This window comes from Streptomyces sp. NBC_00019 (assembly GCF_045041015.1).
GTDB lineage: Bacteria > Actinomycetota > Actinomycetes > Streptomycetales > Streptomycetaceae > Streptomyces.
The window spans coordinates 9451288-9466652 of record NZ_CP108302.1; the positions used below are offsets into that span (position 1 = coordinate 9451288).

14 protein-coding genes are annotated in these 15365 nt (G+C 71.5%); 7 read left to right on the top strand and 7 right to left on the bottom strand.

What is annotated here, in order from left to right; genetic code table 11:
• Positions 1-10 precede the first annotated feature (10 nt).
• The gene (locus OHU89_RS43840) at positions 11-856 is read right to left on the bottom strand and encodes an SDR family oxidoreductase (RefSeq protein WP_405651016.1); all 846 of its coding nucleotides are present in this window, start codon (positions 854-856) and stop codon (positions 11-13) included.
• Between the two features lie 97 nt (positions 857-953).
• Between OHU89_RS43840 and OHU89_RS43845 the strand changes: the two genes are divergently transcribed.
• A complete protein-coding gene (locus OHU89_RS43845; RefSeq protein WP_405651018.1) occupies positions 954-1325 on the top strand; it encodes a winged helix-turn-helix transcriptional regulator in 372 nt (123 codons plus the stop codon).
• Here the strand turns inward: OHU89_RS43845 and OHU89_RS43850 are convergent.
• Positions 1310-1972 (bottom strand): nucleoside/nucleotide kinase family protein, encoded by a 663-nt coding sequence (locus OHU89_RS43850; protein WP_405651020.1) that lies wholly within the window; start codon positions 1970-1972, stop codon positions 1310-1312. The genes OHU89_RS43845 and OHU89_RS43850 overlap by 16 nt on opposite strands.
• Positions 1973-2056: 84 nt before the next feature.
• On the opposite strand from OHU89_RS43850, the gene OHU89_RS43855 reads away from it, so the two are divergent.
• The 4 genes from OHU89_RS43855 to prcB all read left to right on the top strand — a co-directional run bounded on the left by OHU89_RS43855 (position 2057) and on the right by prcB (position 5989).
• On the top strand, positions 2057-2452 hold the full coding sequence (locus tag OHU89_RS43855; RefSeq protein WP_266884385.1) for an SgcJ/EcaC family oxidoreductase: 396 nt from the start codon (positions 2057-2059) through the stop codon (positions 2450-2452).
• Positions 2453-2617: 165 nt separating this feature from the next.
• Positions 2618-4093: a hypothetical protein gene (locus OHU89_RS43860; protein ID WP_405651024.1), complete on the top strand. Its 1476-nt coding sequence runs from the start codon at positions 2618-2620 to the stop codon at positions 4091-4093.
• On the top strand, positions 4090-5025 hold the full coding sequence (locus OHU89_RS43865; protein ID WP_405651026.1) for a lysylphosphatidylglycerol synthase domain-containing protein: 936 nt from the start codon (positions 4090-4092) through the stop codon (positions 5023-5025). Before OHU89_RS43860 ends, OHU89_RS43865 begins: the two co-directional genes overlap by 4 nt.
• Before the next feature lie 109 nt (positions 5026-5134).
• Positions 5135-5989: a proteasome subunit beta gene (gene prcB / locus OHU89_RS43870; protein WP_405651028.1), complete on the top strand. Its 855-nt coding sequence runs from the start codon at positions 5135-5137 to the stop codon at positions 5987-5989.
• Positions 5990-6028: 39 nt separating this feature from the next.
• On the opposite strand, the gene OHU89_RS43875 is transcribed toward prcB, so the two are convergent.
• The 3 genes from OHU89_RS43875 to sthA all read right to left on the bottom strand — a co-directional run bounded on the left by OHU89_RS43875 (position 6029) and on the right by sthA (position 10290).
• On the bottom strand, positions 6029-6988 hold the full coding sequence (locus OHU89_RS43875; protein WP_405651030.1) for a hypothetical protein: 960 nt from the start codon (positions 6986-6988) through the stop codon (positions 6029-6031).
• 11 nt (positions 6989-6999) lie between these two features.
• Positions 7000-8472: an APC family permease gene (locus OHU89_RS43880; RefSeq protein ID WP_405651032.1), complete on the bottom strand. Its 1473-nt coding sequence runs from the start codon at positions 8470-8472 to the stop codon at positions 7000-7002.
• Between the two features lie 414 nt (positions 8473-8886).
• Positions 8887-10290, bottom strand: coding sequence for a Si-specific NAD(P)(+) transhydrogenase (gene sthA, locus OHU89_RS43885; protein WP_266884373.1), 1404 nt, complete (start codon positions 10288-10290; stop codon positions 8887-8889).
• 91 nt (positions 10291-10381) lie between these two features.
• On the opposite strand from sthA, the gene OHU89_RS43890 reads away from it, so the two are divergent.
• A complete protein-coding gene (locus OHU89_RS43890; RefSeq protein WP_405651035.1) occupies positions 10382-11512 on the top strand; it encodes a sulfite oxidase in 1131 nt (376 codons plus the stop codon).
• A gap of 65 nt (positions 11513-11577) precedes the next feature.
• On the opposite strand, the gene OHU89_RS43895 is transcribed toward OHU89_RS43890, so the two are convergent.
• Entirely contained in the window at positions 11578-11784 is a 207-nt protein-coding gene (locus OHU89_RS43895; RefSeq protein WP_405651037.1) for a hypothetical protein, read from the bottom strand.
• 141 nt (positions 11785-11925) lie between these two features.
• Here OHU89_RS43895 and OHU89_RS43900 point away from each other — a divergent pair, with 141 nt between their 5' ends.
• Entirely contained in the window at positions 11926-14157 is a 2232-nt protein-coding gene (locus OHU89_RS43900; protein WP_405651039.1) for an MMPL family transporter, read from the top strand.
• Here OHU89_RS43900 and OHU89_RS43905 read toward each other — a convergent pair.
• Positions 14144-15229: a PP2C family protein-serine/threonine phosphatase gene (locus tag OHU89_RS43905; RefSeq protein WP_405651041.1), complete on the bottom strand. Its 1086-nt coding sequence runs from the start codon at positions 15227-15229 to the stop codon at positions 14144-14146. The two genes, OHU89_RS43900 and OHU89_RS43905, sit on opposite strands and share 14 nt — an antisense overlap.
• Positions 15230-15365 lie beyond the last annotated feature (136 nt).

A 15365-nucleotide genomic window follows, 5' to 3' on the forward strand; every position in this document is an offset into this window, starting at 1 on the left:
GCGGTAAGTCCTACCGGAACATGGCGGCATGGCGTCGCGCCCAGTCGGCGAACGTGCCCGGGGTGCGGCCGGTGACGCGTTCGATGTCGGGGCTGACGCGCTGTTCGGCAGGGGTGGGGGCGCCGAGGACGTCGAGGGTGGTGTCGGCCACGGGTTCGGGCATGAAGCGCAGCAGATGAGCCCGGCCCTCGTCCCGGCTGAGCTCGATGAACCGGACCGGCTCGCCCACCGCCGTGCCGAGAGCCGCTGCCTGCTGACGGGGCGTCACCAGGCCCGGGCCGGTCAACTCGTAGGTCTGTCCGGTGTGTCCGTCCTCGCGCAGTGCCACCGTGGCGACCGCGGCGATGTCCGCGGGGTCGACCGTGGGCAGACCGACGTCGCCGAACGGGGCGGCGACGGTGCGCTGGGTGCGCACGGACTCGACCCAGGCGAACGCGTTGGTGTGGAAACCGTTCGGCCGTAGGATCGTCCACTCCAGGCCCGACTGGCGTACGGCCTCGTCGATGGCCCGCCCGATGCCACCGTGCGAGGCCGACTCCGGCCTGGTCGCGACCCCCAGCGAGGACAGCAGCACGACCCGCCGGACCCCGCCGGCCTTGGCGACGTCCATGAGATGCGGAACGTCGAGAAGGTGCGCGGACAGCCCGCCGTCATGCAGGAAGAGAGCATCGGCTCCGTCGAGCACGGCCCTGAGACTCTCGGCGTCCGCCAGATCCGCCGGCCACGCGCGGACATCCTGCGGCACGTCCCCGTCGGCGATCCGCCGGGAGGTCGCGGTCACCCGCGTGCCGTCGGCGGCCAGCGTCCGGACGAGCTCCCGGCCGACGTTGCCCGTCGCCCCCGTCACCACGATCATGAGTAACTCCCTTGTGAAATCAGCTTTGCTGCCGATGAAGGGACGCTAACAGCGCGGGTATAGTAGGTACCTAGAGGAAAGTGGCTATCCCGGAGGGATGCGTATGAAGGTCGAGGTGACGACCGACCCCGCACTCGCCTGTCCCATAGGCCCGGTCGTGGACATCGTGTTCAGCCGCTGGACCACCCCGATCCTGTGGAGCCTGCACGCGCACGGCCGGCAGCGCTTCGTCGAGCTGGAGCGGCGCATCACGAAGATCACGCCGAAGGTCCTCACCCAGCGGCTGCGGCAGTTGGAGCGGGACGGGCTGGTCGTGCGCACGTATCACGCCGAGGTTCCGCCCAGGGTCGAGTACGAGATCAGCGAGCTGGGCCGCAGCCTCGCCCCGCTCTTCGCGCACCTCGCCGACTGGTCCGCCGGCCACCTCGACGAGGTCGAGCGGGCGAGGCGTGCCTACGACCTTGCCTGACGGCGCTCCAGGGCCCGGGTGGGGACGACCAGGTCCGCACGGTCGCGGGTCGCCGTGACCAGGTCGGCGTTGCGCTGGTCCGTGCGCAGCACCCAGGCCACGGCCTCGTCGTGCTCCTTGCCGAACCGCTCGTGCCGGGCCACCAGCCGCCGGAGCCGCTCCTGTTCGTCCAGCTCGCAGAACCACACCTCGTCCAGCTGCTGCCGCACCCGTACCCACGCGCCCGTGTCCAGCAGCAGGTAGTTGCCCTCGGTCACCACCAGGCGGGCCGTCGGCGGCACCGGCACGGCGCCCGCGATCGGCTGCTCCATCACCCGCTCGAAGCCGGGCGCGTACACGATGTCCTCGTCCTCCTCCGCACGCAGCCGCCGCAGCAGCGCCGCGTATCCCGCCGCGTCGAAGGTGTCCGGAGCGCCCTTGAGGTCACGGAGTCCGAGCCGGTCCAGTACCACGTCGGCGAGGTGGAAGCCGTCCATGGGGACGTGCGCGACCCATGGCTCCCCGCCCGCGTTGAGTTCCCGCACCAGGGTCTCGGCGAGTGTCGTCTTGCCCGCGCCGGGGCTGCCCGCGATGCCGAGGATCGCGCGCCGGTCGCCCTGGGCGAGGGCACGGGCACGGATGAGCAGGTCGTCCAATGTCAGCGGCACACCGCAGAGTGTGTCACCCACCGCCGCGCGGGGACTCAGGGCGACGGGGAGGATGGCGAGGGGACACAGGAGGGAGCCGCCACCGTGCCCGACGACGCCTCACAGATCCGCACCCTGATCACGAACTGGGCCGACGCCGTCCACCGGGGCGACCTCGACGGTGTACTGGCCGACCATGCCGAGGACATCGTCATGTACGACGTCCCGCCGCCCCACCACGGCATCCACGGACTGGCCGCCTACAGCGCCGCCTGGCCGCCCTTCTTCGCCTGGCAGGCCCAGGGCGCCTGCTTCGACATCGAGTCCCTCGACGTCACCGCCGGCTCCGAGGTCGCCTACGCCCACGCCCTCCTGCGCTGCGCGACCCCCGAGGAACTCGTCGAACACCCCGGCCTCCGCCTGCGCCTGACCTTCGGTCTGCGCAAACAGGGCGGCCGCTGGCTCGTCGCCCACGAGCACCACTCGTTCCCGCACGACTGACGCAACGGTTGCGCCGATAATCGGACGAAATATCAGGCACCTGGCCGAACTTCGCGCTGCGCACAGGCCGGACGCGGGTTAGTTTGTCCGTGTTTTCTCTATTTCCCCAGCTCATGGCCGTGGGGTCTCAGAAACCCTGCGACGCGTAGGGGTAAGGGGTGGACGATGGTGCACGGCGCGAACGCGACGCTCGTGAGTGGGCGACGGCGCGACACGGCGACCGTGCCCGGTGCGGCCCGGCGGAGGCGCGGTGACGTCCTCCTCGCCGTGGTGGCCGGTGCGTTCGTCCTCGCCCAGTTGGTACTCGTACGCCCTTGGATGGGCCTCGGCTGGGACGAGACCGTCTACGTCAGCCAGGTCAGCGCTCAGGCGCCACCCTCCTACTTCAGCGCACCACGCGCGCGTGGCATCTCGCTGCTGGTGTCACCCATCGCGTCCTGGTCGACGTCCACGTCACTGCTGCGCGTCTACCTGGCCGTGCTCTCGGGCATCGGCCTCTACCTCGCCCTGCGCGTCTGGCGTGGGGTCTTCCCGGCCCGTGTCCTCGCCGGCGCCGGGGCGCTCTTCGCCTCCCTGTGGGTGACGGTCTACTACGGCCCGCAGGCCATGCCCAACTACTGGGTGGCGATCGGCGCGCTGGTCTGCGTCGGCTCCTTCCTGCGCGCCCCGGCCAACCTGTGGGGTGTCGCTGCGGGTGCCGCCCTCATGGCGCTCATGCGGCCCACCGACGCCGTCTGGGTGACCCTGCCCCTCCTCGCCCTCGCGGTGGCGCTGCGCCACTGGCGGGTGCTCGTCGCCCTCCTCGCGGGAACCGTCCTCGGCGCCGCCCAGTGGGTGGTGGAGGCGTACCTCAGCTACGGCGGTCTGGCGCAGCGGATGCACGACGGCTCCCGCATCCAGGGCGGACTCGGCTGGAACCTCGCCGTCGACGACCAGATGCGCAGCCTCGTCGGGCGCACCCTGTGCCGTCCGTGCACCGGTTCGATGCCCCACCCCGTGATCACCGTGTGGTGGTACGTCCTTCCGCTGCTCGCCCTCCTCGGCCTCGTCGTCGCCGTCCGGGCCGGGCGCACCGCACGCACGCTCGTCACGCTGGCCTGCGCCGCGTCGGCGGCCTTCCCGTATCTGTTCCTGATCGGATACGCGGCCCCCCGCTTCCTCCTGCCGGCCTACGCGCTGCTGGCCATCCCGGTCGCCGACGGGCTGCTCCACCTGGTCACCGCACCGGGCGGCAAGTGGCGACCGGTGGCCACGACCCTGGTCGCGCTCGGGCTGGCCGGGCACCTGGCGGTGCAGTACGCGGTCCTGGACCGCACCGTCAGCCGCAGCACCGCCGACCGGCAGGCTTGGGAGCGCACCGCGGCCGACCTGCACCGCCTGGGCATCCGGCCGCCCTGTCTGCTCACCGGCGAAGAGGCGCTGCCCATCGCCTACTACACCGGCTGCTCCTCCGCGGCGGTCAGCGGGCCCAACACCAACGCAACGGCGGCGGAGATCCAGGACACCGCCCGCCGGATCCCGGTCGCCCACCTCGTGCCGGCGCACGGAGGCCCGGCCGGGTACGCCCGCGACTGGACCGCGCACCGGATCGACGGGCTCCAGGTACGGATCGGGCCCGCGGGGGAGGACGGCGGCCCATGACGTCCGAACCGGTCGTCGTCGCCCCCGGTCGAAGACGCGTCTACTGGCACACCGCACTCACCCTCGTCGTCCTGGTGGGCACGGTCTGCCTCGCCCAGCGGCACTGGCCGGTCCTCGAGCGCGGGGCCGTGCGGCTCGCCGTCGCCGACCAGGGCTGGCTGCTGGTGGGCGGCACGGCCGCCGCCGCGACCTGGTTCTGCGCGGCGCTCGCCCAGCAGGGCGCGGTCGTCCGGCACCTTCCCCAAGGGCGGCTCGTGGCAGCGCAGTTCGCCGCCTCCGCCGCCAACCATCTGCTGCCCGCCGGGCTCGGCGCCGGCGCGGTCAACCTGCGCTTTCTCATGCGCTGCGGGCTGCCGGCCGGCCGCGCGGCGACCGCCCTCGCCGTCAAGGGCACCGCCGCCGGAGTGGTGCGGGTCGTCCTGGTCGTGGCGCTCGCGCTGGCCTGCCCGGGTGTGCTGCGGTTCCCGCAGCTGTCCGGAGCGATCCTCGTCGCCCTCCTCGCCGCCGCCGTCTGTGTGGCCGGCGTGCTGGCGTGGTCCCGGTGCCGGCGCGCCCTGGCCGCCGTGGCCGCCGACATCAGGTCCGTGCACGCCAACCCGCCCCGGGCAGCCGCTCTGTGGGGCGGTTCGCTGGCCTTCGCCGCCCTGCACGCCCTCGTCCTGATCGCCGTCACGCAGGCCGTCGCGCTCTCCCTGCCGCCGGCCCGGGTGGCGCTGCTCTATCTCGCCGCCAGCAGCGCCGCCGCCCTGCTGCCCACCCCCGGCGGCCTCGGTTCCCTCGACGCCGCCCTGGCCTTCGCCCTCACCACCGCGGGCGCCCCGGCCGCCGCGGCCGCCTCCGCCGTACTCGGCTACCGGCTCCTGACCGTGTGGCTGCCGCTGGTGCCGGGCCTGGTCGTGCTCGGCGTGCTGGTGCGACGCAAGGCCTTGTGAGCACAACAGGTGCGTGCAAGGCGTGAGTTGTGATCCAGGCCGCGGGTTTCCCGTCCGTCCGCTTCAGGTAGGACTCGGATGTCGGACCGGGGACACGAGGGGGATCGTCATGACGGAGAGCGAGCACGGCGGACGGCTGGGGGAGGAGTTCTTCACTCCGGGGAGCGCGTCCTTCACCGAGTTCCTCACCGCCCACCGACCCGCCCTGCTGCCCACCCGCAGACCCTTCCCCGACGGCGTGCGCGCCGCCCCCGACCAGTTCCCGCACGGCACCACCGTGCTGGCCCTCGCCTACCGCGACGGCGTCCTGATCGCCGGCGACCGCAGGGCCACGATGGGCAACCTCATCGCCCAGCGCGACCTGGAGAAGGTGCACCCGGCCGACGACCACACCGCCGTCGCCTTCGCGGGCACCGTCGGTCTCGCACTGGACATGGTGAAGCTGTACCAGGTCGAGCTCACGCACTTCGAGAAGATCGAGGGCGCACCGATGTCCCTCAACGCCAAGGCCCGGCGCCTGGCGGGCATGATCCGGCAGAACCTCGGCCAGGCCATGCAGGGCCTCGCCGTCGTCCCCCTCCTCACCGGCTACGACCACACGGCCGACGACGGCGAGAAGGGACGCATCTTCAGCTTCGACGTCGCCGGCGGCCTGTACGAGAAGACGGACTTCCACGCCGAGGGCTCCGGCTCGCCCTACGCCCGGGGCGCGCTGAAGAAGCTGTTCCACAAGGGCATGTCCCGGCGCGACGCCGCGCTCGCCGCTCTCCAGGCCCTGTGGGACGCGGCGGACGACGACTCCGCGACCGGCGGCCCCGACATCAACCGGCGGATCTTCCCGATCGTCTCGGTCATCACCGAGGACGGCTTCGAGCGGCTGCCCGAATCGGAGACGGAGCAGCTCACCCGCGAGATGGTCGAGCAGCGCAGCAGCCGGCCGGACGGCCCGAACGCCACGCCCTGACGAACCGCCCCGGCCGTGACCGCACGCGGAGCGAGCGCGTCAGGCGCGCAGCCCCACCTCCTTGCGCCACTTGGCGATCTGCTTGTCCGGCTCCCCGGTGTAGGACCAGGGAGTGCGGGTGGCCCGCCGCCCCAGCATCCGGAACAGCGGGCCCGCGACATCCGCGAGGCCCGCGAGACAGGCCGCGTGCGTCAGGTAGTTGAGGTCACGCAGCTCGGCGGGGGTGACCGCGGCCTCGGGCCGGCCGGCGATCCAGCGCTGCCAGGTGCGGCGTACGTCGCTGACGGCACCGTCGTTGCTCCAGTGCTGGGCGAGCGCCACCGCGGACTGCCGGCCCTTGGCGGCGTCCAGCGCGAACCGGTACTCCTCGACCCGGGCGTACTGCACCAGCACCGGCAGCGCACAGCCCGGCGGTGCCACTCCGGCCGCGTCGCGGGCGAAGTCGTACATCAGGCCGTGGGTGCCGTGCCAGCGGGACGAGTAGTAGTGCAGCACCTGGAGGTGACCCTCCACGCTGTAGGGGTCGCGCTGGTGCAACTCGTCCCACCAGCGCGCCAGTTCCTGCCTCCGTACGCCCGCCGGGTACAGCCGTGCCACGGAGATCAGGGAGATCCATGGGGTGGGGTCCTCCGGATACGCGTCGGCGGCCTGGAGGCTCGCCATCACCGCGGTGTCGACGCGGTGCTGGTCGATCGGCACACCGCGGCCCGCGGCGATCGCCAGGTTGAACGCCCGGGCCGTCTCGGTCGCCGCCCGCAGCACCAGTGCGTCGGCGCCGTGCGGTTCGGCGGCCAGCCATGACTCCGCCGTCGAACTGCCCGCGCAGGCCTGGGCGAGCAGCCGGACCCGGTGGCCGCGGACCGGCCAGTCGGGTCCGGTCGCCCGCAGCAGTTCCCTCAGACCCTGCCAGCGTCCGATGACGATGTCCTGGCGGGCCGTGGTGAGGGGTACGTCCCCGCAGTCGGGGTCGAAGTCGGGAGCGAAGCGATCCCGCGTCATCGCCACACCCCTCAGAAGTCGGTGGAGAGACCCTCGTGGGCACGGGACTGCGCGGGCACGGCGCCGGCGGGGACGTAGTCCGCCTCGACGGTGTGGGTGGCGTCCAGTTTGGCGGGCCGGTAGTAGTCGCTGCCCTTCTTCCAGTACCAGAGCATCGGGACCAGTCCGGCGGCGAGTCCGCCGATGCCGATCGTGACCGCGGCGCGGCTGAGCTCGCCCAGCGACTCGATGAAGATCCAGAACATGAACAGGGCGCCCAGCAGCGGCCACAGGCCGCCGAAGAAGAAGTTGGCGGCGGACTTCAGCAGCATCTTGCGGTAGGCGACGACGGCCGCGAGGCCCGCCAGACCGTAGTAGACGGCGATCTGCAGACCGATCGCCGAGATCGCGTCGGAGAGGATGTCGCCCATCGAGCCGAGCGCGTTGGAGGCGATGAACATCACCAGCGCCACCGCGCCGACCACGACGATGGCGACCCAGGGCGTGTTCCACTCGCGGTGCACCTTGCCCAGTGCGGACGGCATCGTACGGTCGCGGCCCATCGCGAACAGCGAGCGTGTGACCTGGATCAGCGTGGTCTCCAGCGTGGCGATGGTGGACAGCATCACCGCGACGATCAGCAGCTTGCCGCCCCAGCCCGGCCAGATCTCCTCGCCCAGCACCGCGAGCACATTGGCCTCGTTCTCCCGGACCTGTGTCGAGGACAGCACGACGTTCACCGCGATGGTGAACACCTCGAACAGCAGGAAGACGATGCCGACCCCGATCAGGCCCGCGAGTCCGGTCGTACGACGGCTGTTACGGGTCTCCTCGCTGAGGTTGCTGGTCACGTCCCAGCCCCAGTAGTAGAACGCGGCGATCAGCGCGCCGGACGCGAAGCCGGCCATGCCCTCGAACTGGCCGAAACCGAACCAGGACCAGTCGAAGGCACGGGCGTTGTCCGTGTGGAAGAAGGCCAGGACCGCGAACAGGGCCAGTATCGCGAGCTCGACGCCGGACATGAGGAGCTGGGCGCGGACGGTGAGCCGGGCGCCGCCGAGCACGACCAGCAGCATGGCCACGAACCAGGCGGCGCCGACGAGTGTGGACAGCGCGGTGTCGTCGGCGAGGCCCTCGTCGAACAGGGCGAGCGTCATCGAACCGGCCGGCAGCGAACCGGCCACCATGAAGATGGTCGCCGACACCACCAGCGCCCAGCCGCTGAGAAAGCCCAGGAACGGGTGGAGAGTTCGCCCCACCCATGAGTAACTGGCGCCCGCGTTCACGTCGATGCGGCTGAGATAGCTGAACGCCAGCGCGATGCCCAGCATCGGGATCGCGCAGTACAGGAGTGCGGCCGGGCTGGCGAGGCCCACCGCGCCGACGAGGACGGCGGTGGTGGCGGCGATCGAGTAGGCCGGAGCGCTTCCCGCGACCGCCATCACCACCGTGTCGAACGTGCCGAGGGCGTTGGCCTGCAACCCTCTGCCCCTGCTGTTGCTCATGCTGAAGCTGCTTTCCGTCGTGCACGACGCGAGGACGACCAGGCCTCGACGGCGTAAGGGGTGGGGGGTGGAACCCGCCTCGGACCGAAGGGGGATGGCCTCGGCCAGCGGCGGCACATTGGGGGGCGGCGGACACCGTTCAGCGTCGCGTCGGCAGACGGTCACACACCGTGTGTGCGAGTGATGATAGCCCTACGGGATCCCCTTTCAAGATTGACCGGAGGGTAACCTCCCGGATCCAACTGCGCCGCAGGTCAGGGGCTTTGCCGAGGCTCCGTGACGGAAACCCGTGGTTCGGAAGGGCGGATCTGGAAACGCGGATCGGGATGGCCGCCGAACGGCACGACGGCGAGAGCCTCGACGAACGGCTCGCCCGGGAGAGGCCCGACGAAGGCGTCCGAGCGCCGGGTTCCTTCAGTCCCCGATGCGGTCGATCTGGCGGAGTTTGTTCGTGGCGTCGAGGGCGGCGACCTTGTAGGACTCCGCGAGCGTCGGGTAGTTGAACACCGCGTCGACGAGATAGTCGACCGTGCCGCCGCAGCCCATCACGGACTGGCCGATGTGGATGAGTTCGGTGGCGCCGGTGCCGAAGCAGTGCACGCCGAGCAGCGTCCGGTCCTCGGGCGAGACCAGCAGTTTCAGCATGCCGTGCGAGTCGCCGATGATCTGTCCGCGGGCCAGTTCGCGGTAGCGGGAGATACCGACCTCGAAGGGGACGCTGTCCTCGGTGAGTTGATCCTCCGTCCGGCCCACGAAGCTGATCTCCGGGATGGTGTAGATGCCGATCGGCTGGAGGTGGTGCATCCGCCCGACGGTCTCCCCGCAGGCGTGGTAGGCCGCCGACCGGCCCTGCTCCATCGAGGTCGCGGCCAGCGCCGGGAAGCCGATGACGTCGCCGACGGCGTAGATGTGCGGCACCTCGGTGCGGTAGTACTCGTCGACCGTGATCCGGCCCCGGCGGTCCGCCGCCAGCCCCGCCTTGTCGAGATCGAGGTCGTCGGTGAGCCCCTGTCGGCCCGCCGAGTACATCACCGCGTCGGCGGGGATCTTCTTGCCGCTCTCCAAAATGGTGAGCGTGCCCCGGGGGTGCCGCTCGACCGCGGCCACCGTCTCCCCGAACCGGAACGTCACGGCGAGGTCCCGCAGGTGGTACTTGAGCGACTCGATCACCTCGACGTCGCACATGTCGAGCATCCCGGCCCGTTTCTCGACCACCGTGATCTTACTGCCGAGCGCGGCGAACATGGACGCGTACTCCATGCCGATGACACCCGCGCCGACGATGACCATGGACCGCGGAACGTGTTCCAGGGCGAGGACGTTGTCCGAATCCAGGATCGTCCGCTCGTCGAACTCGACAGTGTCCGGCCGGGCGGGCCGGGTGCCGGTGGCGATGACGATGTGCTCGGCGCTGAGCAGCCGTTCATGGCCGGTCACCTCGCGCAGGGCGACGGTGTGGGCGTCGACGAAACGGCCGGTTCCGGCGTAGAGGGCGACGTGGTTGCGGGAGAGCTGGCTGCGGATGACGTCGACCTCCCGGCCGACCACGTGCTGGGTGCGGGCGGTCAGGTCGGCGACGGTGATGTCCTCCTTCAGCCGGTAGCTCTGCCCGTACAGGTCGCGCTGGGTGAGACCGGTGAGGTAGAGCACCGCCTCGCGCAGCGTCTTGGAGGGAATGGTGCCGGTGTGGATGGAGACCCCGCCGACCATGTCGGGGCGGTCGATGATGGCCACTCGGCGGCCCAGCTTGGCCGCGGCGATGGCGGCCTTCTGGCCACCCGGACCGGATCCGATGACGAGCATGTCGAAGTCGGGCACCTTCCGCAGTCTGGCAGTACGAGGGCCCGATTCGAAAGGGTGAACCGGCAGACACCGTGCAACGGTTGGTTCGCGGCGCGACACTGGTGTCATGGGTCATCGACTCGGTGATGCGAGCGCACCCGCCCGGCTGGCCGGCCCCGACGAGGGCATCGGCCCGGACGAACTCGCCCTCGCCACCCGCAACCACGGACTGCCGCTCGAAGCCCTGCGCCACGACCTCAGCCCGCCGGGCCTGCACTACGTGCTGACGCACTACGACATCCCCTACGTCCCCGACGACACCGCGTGGCAGCTCACCGTTGGCGGCCTGGTCCGCCGCCCGCTGCGCCTGGACCTGGCCGAGCTGCGGGCGTTCCCCCAGGTCACCACCCGGGTGACGCTGGAGTGCGCCGGCAACGGGCGGGCCCTGCTGACGCCCCGGCCGGTGAGCCAGCCCTGGCTCGTCGAAGCGGTCGGCACCGCCGAGTGGACCGGCGTGCCGCTGCGGCTGCTGCTGGCGGAAACCGGCATCGGGCCCGGCGCCGTCGACGTGGTCTTCACCGGCGCCGATCACGGCGTGGAGCGCGGGGTCGAGCAGGACTACCAGCGCTCCCTGCCCGTCGAGGCCGCCACGGGCAGCGAGCCCGAGGTACTGGTGGCGTACGCGATGAACGGCGCCCCGCTGCCGCCGCAGCACGGCCGTCCGCTGCGGCTGGTGGTGCCCGGCTGGTACGGCATGGCCCATGTGAAGTGGCTGCGCGACGTGACCGTCGTCGACGAGCCGTTCGCCGGGTTCCAGCAGGCCGTCGCCTACCGCCTGCGGGAGCGCCCCGAGGACCCGGGCGAACCCGTCACGCGCATCGCGCCGCGCGCCCTGCTGGTGCCGCCGGGCTTCCCGGACTTCATGTCACGGACCCGGGTGGTCCGGCCGGGCGAGGTCCCGCTGGAGGGGCGCGCCTGGTCCGGGCGCGCGCCGGTGACCCGGGTCGAGGTGAGCGCGGACGCCGGACGCACCTGGCACGAGACCGCACTGGAGCCGGACGACGGGCACCGCTGGGCGTGGCGCCGCTGGCGTTTCAGCTGGACGGCGATGCCCGGCGAGTACCTGCTGAGCGCGCGGGCCACCGACGCCGAGGGGCACACCCAGCCGCTGGAACAGCCCTGGAACCGGGGCGGGTTCGTCAACAACCTCGTACAGCGGGTTCCGGTGCTCTGCCTGGACGAGGACGCACCGGACTGACGGGCCCGGCCGGAAGCACCGGGCCCTGACGGTGGCGGAGTCAGGGTCGCTCCGCCGGACAGGTGCTAGGGCAGCAGCTTCTCCATGGCGGCCGGTCCCTCGGCCTCCAGCTTGCGCCTGGCCCACTCCAGGTTGCGCGGGGTGAGGTCCCTGCCTGTGGCGAGCACCAGGTCCTCGGGCGACACCTCGGTGCCGGTGCGGGTGTGGAGCAGGGCGTCCGGGGTGGTGCGGTCCTCGGACGGCCCGGACGCGTCGGGCTGTGACGTCGGCATGATCTCTGCTCCTCGGGTCGTCATCGGGTCCGATATCACCATTCACCCGGGGAGCGCCGCGTGCATCCGGAGCGGCCGCGTCCGGGATGCCGAGGTGATCGCGCGGGCGTGTAATGGGGGTAGCGAACAAAGGTCCAGGACATGTCACCCACCCGAGGTACCGCAGGGGACGAGGGGACCGCCGCCCTCGGGGCACTGCGACGGCTGGGTCAGTGGTGCGCCCGGCATTTCGTGATCGTCATCGTGGCCTGGCTGGTCGCCCTGGTCGCTCTGCAGGTACTGAACCGGTCCGTCGGCGGGGAGTACGAGGACAACTTCTCGCTGCCCGACGTGCAGTCCCAACAGGGCCTGGACGTCCTGAAGAAGCACGACCCGGCGGCGGGCGGTTACAGCAGCCAGATCGTCGTGCACGACGGCGGCAAGGCCCTCACCTCGCTGGGCTCCCAGATGTCGACGACGGTCGGTGACCTGCAGAAGCTCCCGCACGTCCTGGCCGTACAGAACCCTCTGACCGCCACCGCCTCGTCCGTCGGACCGCTCTCCTCCGACGCGAAGACGGCGTACATCACCGTCCGGTTCGACGTACAGCCCTCCACCCTGGGCGACGACTACCTGCACGGGGTGGACACATCGGTGCAGCCGCTGCGGTCGGCCGGCGCCGACGTCGAGTACGGCGGCCCCCTCGGCGAGCTGGCGCGGCCCGCCGCCGACGACCGGGTGAGCGAGTTGATCGGTTTCGCGGTGGCGATCGTCGTCCTGCTCGTCGGCTTCGGCAGTGTGATCGCCGCGGGTCTGCCGCTGCTGACCGCGTTGATCAGTGTGATCGGCGGGCTCGCCTGCCTCGGACTGCTCGCCGCCGCGTTGACCTTCGCGACCGTCTCGCCGACCCTCGCCACGATGATCGGACTGGGCGTCGGCATCGACTACGCGCTGTTCCTGATCACCCGTCATCGCCAGCTCCTGATGAACGGCGCCGATCCGGTCACCGCGGCGGGCCGGGCCACCGCGACCAGCGGCCGTGCCGTGCTCGTCTCCGGCTGCACGGTCATCGTCGCGCTCGCGGGCCTGTCCGCCTCCGGTGTGGCGTTCATCAGCAAACTCGGTGTCGCCGCCGCCGTGACCGTCGTCTCCGCCGTGCTCGGCGCGCTCACCCTGGTCCCGGCCCTGCTCGGGCTGATGGGCACCCGTATCGACCGCTACCGGGTGCGCCGCCCCGTCGCCGAGACCGACGCCGAGGAGGGCGCCGAGTCGCACGGCACCTGGCACCGTTACGCGCTCCGCGTGGAACACCACCCGCTGCGCTATCTGGCCGCGGGCGTGGCAACCGTCGCCGTCCTCGCCATCCCGGTGTTCTCCATCCAGCTCGGCCACATCGGCGACGGCGCCGACCCCACCTCCTTCACCGACCGGCGTGCCTACGACCTGATGACCGACGCGTTCGGCCCCGGCTCCAACGGCCCGCTCACCGTCGTCATCGACCAGACCTCCGTATCGGACTCCAGCCGCTCCGACCTCACCTCACAGGCCCAGAAGACCCTCGACGGCGTCTCCGGCGCGGCCGCCGTCACGCCGTTGACGCCCACCAAGGACGGCGACGTCCTGATCAGCACGGTCTACTCGAAGACGTCCCCGCAGAGCGCCGCCACCACGGACCTGACCAACCGCCTGATCGACGACACCCTGCCCGCCGCGGTGTCCGGCACCGATGCCCAGGGCTACGTCACCGGCACGACCGCGGCCCAGGTCGACTTCCGCGACATCGTCTCCAGCCGGCTGCCCCTGATCATCGGCGTCGTGGTCGCGCTGGCCTTCCTGATCATCCTCGCGGTCTTCCGCGGTCTGCTCGTCGCGATCAAGGCGGCCGTCCTCAACGTCCTGTCGATCGCCGCTTCCTACGGTGTCGTCGTCGCCGTCTTCCAGTGGGGCTGGGGCGGTCCGGCGCTGGGAGTGGCCGGCAAGGTGCCCATCGAGAGCTATGTCCCGATGATGATGTTCGCGATCATCTTCGGGCTGAGCATGGACTACGAGATCTTCCTGCTGTCCCGGGTGCACGAGGCCTGGCTGCGCACCGGGGACGCCAAGGCGTCGGTCGCCCATGCGCTGGAGATCACCGCAAGGGTCATCACCTGCGCGGCGCTGATCATGGTGAGCGTCTTCGCGGCGTTCATCGTCAGCGACAACATCGTGGTCAAGATGCTCGGCCTGGGGCTCGCCGTGAGCGTGCTGATCGACGCGACCGTCGTCCGGCTGCTCATGGTTCCGGCGGTCATGACGCTGCTGGGCCGGCACGCCTGGTGGACGCCGAGGTGGCTGGACCGGATCCTGCCGCACATCGATGCCGAAGGGGAGCACGAACAGGTCAGAGAGGGCTGAGGACGAGCATCGTCACATCGTCCAGGACGGTCCCGTACCCTCTCAGATCGCGCCACACATGCCGCACCATGACCGCGGGATCGTCATCGGCGAACCCGGTGAGCCGGTCGAGCAGCGGATAGAAGGCACCGTCGGTGCCCCTGGCCTCGGAGACACCGTCGGACGCGAGAAAGAGCCGGTCACCCGCGCGCAAGGGCACCGTGACCCCTATCGCCGGGCCGGCCCCGGACAGCCCAAGCCCCAGCGGTACACCCGCCGTCACCTCCAGCTCCGCCACCCGCCCGTCGCGCAGCAGCAGCGGCGCCGGATGCCCGCACACCACGATCCGCACGGCCCGCGCGTCGGCGGAGAACTCCAGCACCACGGCCGTGGCGAACAGCTCGGCGTGCGGCACGTCCGCGGAGTCCACCACCAGCCTGCGGTCGAGCCGCGCCGCCACCGATTCCGGGTCCGGCTCGTCCAGCACCGCCTCCCGGAACGCGCCCAGCAGCGAGGCGACCGTCGCGACGGCCGACAGCCCGTGCCCCTGCACATCGCCCATCACCGCACGCACACCGTGCGGCCCTCGCCGTACGTCGAAGAAGTCACCGCCGACGAGCGTGCCCCGCTGCGCCGCCCGGTACAGCCCCGCACACCCCACCGGCCCCACCCGCTCGGGCAGCGGCGGCACCACGGCCCGCTGGGCGGCCTCGGCGACCGCCCGTTCGGTGACCAGCTGGGCGTCCCGCCGGCTCCGTACGTAGGACACCAGCACGCTGAGCGCGGCGACGAAGGAGACGGTCAGCAGATCGGTGGTGCCGGGGTCGTTGAGCCGGAACGCCGGGACGACCAGCAGGCTCACGACGAAGGCGCCGAGCAGCGCGGTGCCCGCGGGGCCGTAGGACAACACGGCCAGCGGCGGGATGGCTCCCAGCAGGAAGCCGATGTCGAGGGGGCCGGGGCTGGCCAGGGTCGCCGCGCACACCCCCGCGAGCAGGGCGGGCGGCAGCACTCGTACCCAGCCGGGCGGCGGTGCGCCGTGCAACCAGCCGCGCCGGTCCCGGTGGTCCCGTATGACCTGCGCCTTTCCCACGCCTCTACGGTCCTCCGACCCGGTGCGCCACGCACGCCGGGAAATTCGCTGGACGCCCGCCCGCAACAGCTTCTAGCGTGAGCGCGTCACGCCCCGAGACCGACGGAAGGAGGCGAGTGCCGTGCAGTACACCAAC

What these genes read in the sequence shown, in the direction of transcription:
- OHU89_RS43840 (WP_405651016.1), bottom strand. Translation starts at nt 856, where the DNA reads ATGATCGTGGTGACGGGGGCGACGGGCAACGTCGGCCGGGAGCTCGTC.
- OHU89_RS43845 (WP_405651018.1), top strand. Translation starts at nt 954, where the DNA reads ATGCGTATGAAGGTCGAGGTGACGACCGACCCCGCACTCGCCTGTCCC.
- OHU89_RS43860 (WP_405651024.1), top strand. Translation starts at nt 2,618, where the DNA reads ATGGTGCACGGCGCGAACGCGACGCTCGTGAGTGGGCGACGGCGCGAC.
- OHU89_RS43865 (WP_405651026.1), top strand. Translation starts at nt 4,090, where the DNA reads ATGACGTCCGAACCGGTCGTCGTCGCCCCCGGTCGAAGACGCGTCTAC.
- prcB (WP_405651028.1), top strand. Translation starts at nt 5,135, where the DNA reads ATGACGGAGAGCGAGCACGGCGGACGGCTGGGGGAGGAGTTCTTCACT.
- OHU89_RS43875 (WP_405651030.1), bottom strand. Translation starts at nt 6,988, where the DNA reads ATGACGCGGGATCGCTTCGCTCCCGACTTCGACCCCGACTGCGGGGAC.
- OHU89_RS43880 (WP_405651032.1), bottom strand. Translation starts at nt 8,472, where the DNA reads ATGAGCAACAGCAGGGGCAGAGGGTTGCAGGCCAACGCCCTCGGCACG.
- OHU89_RS43890 (WP_405651035.1), top strand. Translation starts at nt 10,382, where the DNA reads ATGGGTCATCGACTCGGTGATGCGAGCGCACCCGCCCGGCTGGCCGGC.
- OHU89_RS43895 (WP_405651037.1), bottom strand. Translation starts at nt 11,784, where the DNA reads ATGCCGACGTCACAGCCCGACGCGTCCGGGCCGTCCGAGGACCGCACC.
- OHU89_RS43900 (WP_405651039.1), top strand. Translation starts at nt 11,926, where the DNA reads ATGTCACCCACCCGAGGTACCGCAGGGGACGAGGGGACCGCCGCCCTC.